Genomic DNA, 2,989 nt, shown 5'->3' with positions numbered 1-2,989 from the left:
ATTCCAGGCAGCAGGGTGACCRGCCTCCAGCCATGGTTTCAGCTGGTCCGGGGCGAACCTGTATTCGCGCGAATAACGCGCAGCCTGTGGAATGCGGTCTGCAACATTGATGCGTTTACGCTTGGCTTCAACGATGGCTACCGGCGTCAGGCCTGCAAACAGGACATAGTCGGCATCGGCGTTTGGAATGCTGGTGGGCCATTCGGCGATAGCTTTGTTTTTTCCCTTTTCGGGGCGGGCGCCTTTTTTGTATGTCAGATCGAGGGAGTCCGCGTCCCAGCCAGCATTGACCAACTGCTGGTCAATGAGGATCCGGGTGAGGTCTTCGCTCAAGTCAAATTTTTGGGTCGCCCGCATTGTGCGGTGCATGACCTGTGATGAGGCCTGTGGCTGGGTTAGCAGCTGAACTTGCAGTGCTTTGATGCTTTGCTCGTGCTCACTGCGCAACCTTTCCAGTTCGGCTTCATGCTGTTTGGCTTGCTGCTTGTGGAGGCTTGATTCAGCACCCATTTGCTCAGCGAGAACGGCGTATTCTTCAGCTTCACGCTTTATCAGCTCAGCCAGTTGCTGGTTGTTTTCTAGTTGCTCACTCGACTCACTCAATTGAGCTTTCAGCTGCTCAATCTGGTTTTGTAGGTCGCGCAGCGGAGTGCTGGGGTCTTCCGGATTTACAAAGGGGCCGGGGCTGAACTTATCACCTTGCTTGCCGAACGACTGGTGGTACCAAATGGTCAAGGCGCGGGCGACCCTCAGCCCGTCCAATGCTTCACGATGCTGAGTACGAAATTGGTGAGTGGCTTTGTTGCCTTCGGTGCGCAGCGTGTGGAACAGACTGCGGATTTTTTGATCGAGCTGGATATCCCGGCTTAATTTGTAGAGCAGGTCGGTCTGCTTGGTGGTGGCATCGAACTCTATACCGGCGCGGCTGGCCAGGTCTTGAGCCAAAGCCTCGCCCAGCTGGCGCAGCTTTATCAGGGTCGTGTTGGGATCGCTGGCAAAGATCTGTTCGGCCGTGGTCGCCAGTTGCAGGAAAACAGGGTCGTGTTCCTGAAGAAAGGAGAAGTTACTGTTCGCGGCCATGGTCGATCCTGTGCATGCTCACTCCTTGATTACGCGTCGCTGAGCTTAGTGGCGCAATGATGCGTCAGATCTTACATAAGATGAGCGAGGTTTGACCATGGTTCGGGAGTACTAATAGTTGGCGCCGACGCYGAATTGACCCACGTGCCGACGCAAGACTGACCCAACTCCAATTGGCAGAAATCCAGCTCAGGAAATGGTTCGCGAGGAATCAGGCAGGATCAGTGGCATCTCGGTAACTGGTCAATTCAGCGTCGGCGCCAACAGTCTCTTAGCGTCATGTCTGGGATGTCAGTCCGGAATGTCATGGATTGGACAGACTTTCGTGTAAAAAATAGCTCTTTCTGGGCTATTTCTGTCTTTTTCACTGCTTAATTTTTGCTACAGCAAGGATTGTTTAGTTTTTATAGTGCTGAAATATAAAGGAATATTATTTTAGTCAGTCCAGTCCATCATCGGCGCGACGGAGAAACGGCGGGAGAGTGGGGCGGGTGTGGCGGTGGTTACGGACATGAGGGATCTGGAATCGGTGAGGCTGGGAGGTGAGGGAGTTTATCAGGAATGGGCTGATGGAGCTTGGGCATGCCTCAGGACGATTGGGCAGGTGCTGGGTATTGCGTTGATAAAATCACGAAAAAGTAGGAGATTTCCCTCAAATCGCGTCCCAAACTTTGGGAATATTTTGGGCAAACGACCACTGCGCTACACCTTCAGGTCGGCTTTCACCTTCATGTAAACCACTTCATCATCACCGAGTCCCGCCTGGTAATGTTCGGTCATCTTCACGTCAGCGTGCCCCATCAGAGCCTGAATGTATTCCTGCTCGAAACCCTGTTGCTCATACAGCCAGGCACCAAGCGCGTGAATCTCGTGGAAGGTTGGGCGCTCACCGGCCGGCATTTCCTCATAAGCCTTCGAATCGTCCCGCGCCTGGGCGAAAGGCTTGGTCAGATAGTCCGCCGTCACTGCGTTCCAGTGTAGCTTGGCGTCCAGCTGGGTCCGCTTGCGCGCCTTTGGCGAGTAGTGAATCAGGTGCGGGCAGACGACCGGCGATCTCACGCACTCCAGCACCACCTCCMGCGGGGCCTGCCCCATGACAATCTCCAGGTGCACAGGTTTCCCATAGTTCTGCGTCTTCCCGGGCGACACCTTGATGGTGTTCAGCTCGAGGTCCACGGCCGATTTCGGCCACATCACGATATCCTCCCGGCGCTGAAGACTCAGCAACCCCAGTCGAATCGCGCGCTTCAGCCAGACCGGCGTCTCCACGTATTCCAAAATCTTGTTCAGACCCTCGACGGTGTGCCGCTGGCGCTTCTTCTCGGCTTCCTTCTTTACCAGGGTCAGCTCTGCGCAGTTGCGATCGCACAAACCCTTGGCCACGGCAAACGCGAATACCTGGACCAGCAGGCCCCGGTGCTTGGTGTAGGCGTTGTTATCGAAACCATCCAGGTACTCCGCTACTGTCAGCACATCCAGTTGGCCCATCATCAGGTGACCCAGGTCCTCGCGGTACCGTGCCAGTTTGAATTTGATTTCCTTCAGGGTGCTGGCGGCGTAGGTCTTGGTGGTCAGCCATTCTGTTTCGAAGCGCTTCAGGCAGCCGGTGAACTTAGGTGCGGCATCATCGGTGATCGTGGCCAGCACCGAGCCCTTCGATTGGTCGGCCAGCGGGGCGCAGGTGGTCGCCTTGCGCAAGCAGGACGGAAAGCTCTCCGGTTCGTGGCCGGCGACCTACGTGGATGAATACCGGGTGAGCGTGAGCAGCCTGGATTTTGATCCCGATACCGCCTGGGATCCGGAGCCACCGCACCTCCTATTCGGCCCGGTTAATCGGTGGAGTTACCCCACACTGGTCASCGTCGTGAATCCATCAGGCAGCGGAAGCGTCGCGGTGGAAGGCATGCCC

The 2,989-nt window shown here is 55.9% G+C and carries 3 protein-coding genes; 1 reads left to right on the top strand and 2 read right to left on the bottom strand.

Translation table 11 applies throughout. The features are described 5' to 3' along the window. Both AC1DVH_RS28835 and AC1DVH_RS28830 read right to left on the bottom strand, forming a co-directional pair. Positions 1 to 1,080, bottom strand: a 1,080-nt coding sequence (locus AC1DVH_RS28835) for a DUF4145 domain-containing protein (RefSeq protein ID WP_477756644.1), incomplete at its 3' end; no start/stop codon positions are given. A 702-nt stretch (positions 1,081 to 1,782) separates the two neighbouring features. Then, entirely contained in the window at positions 1,783 to 2,778 is a 996-nt protein-coding gene (locus tag AC1DVH_RS28830) for a tyrosine-type recombinase/integrase (RefSeq protein WP_477756643.1), read from the bottom strand. On the opposite strand from AC1DVH_RS28830, the gene AC1DVH_RS28825 reads away from it, so the two are divergent. Beyond that, positions 2,771 to 2,989, top strand: a 219-nt coding sequence (locus tag AC1DVH_RS28825) for a hypothetical protein (RefSeq protein WP_477756642.1), incomplete at its 3' end; no start/stop codon positions are given. The genes AC1DVH_RS28830 and AC1DVH_RS28825 overlap by 8 nt on opposite strands.

This window comes from Pseudomonas sp. P4_C3 (genome assembly GCF_056402075.1).
Note: the sequence above shows the minus strand (reverse complement) of the source record. Positions and strands in the feature narration are given on the sequence as shown.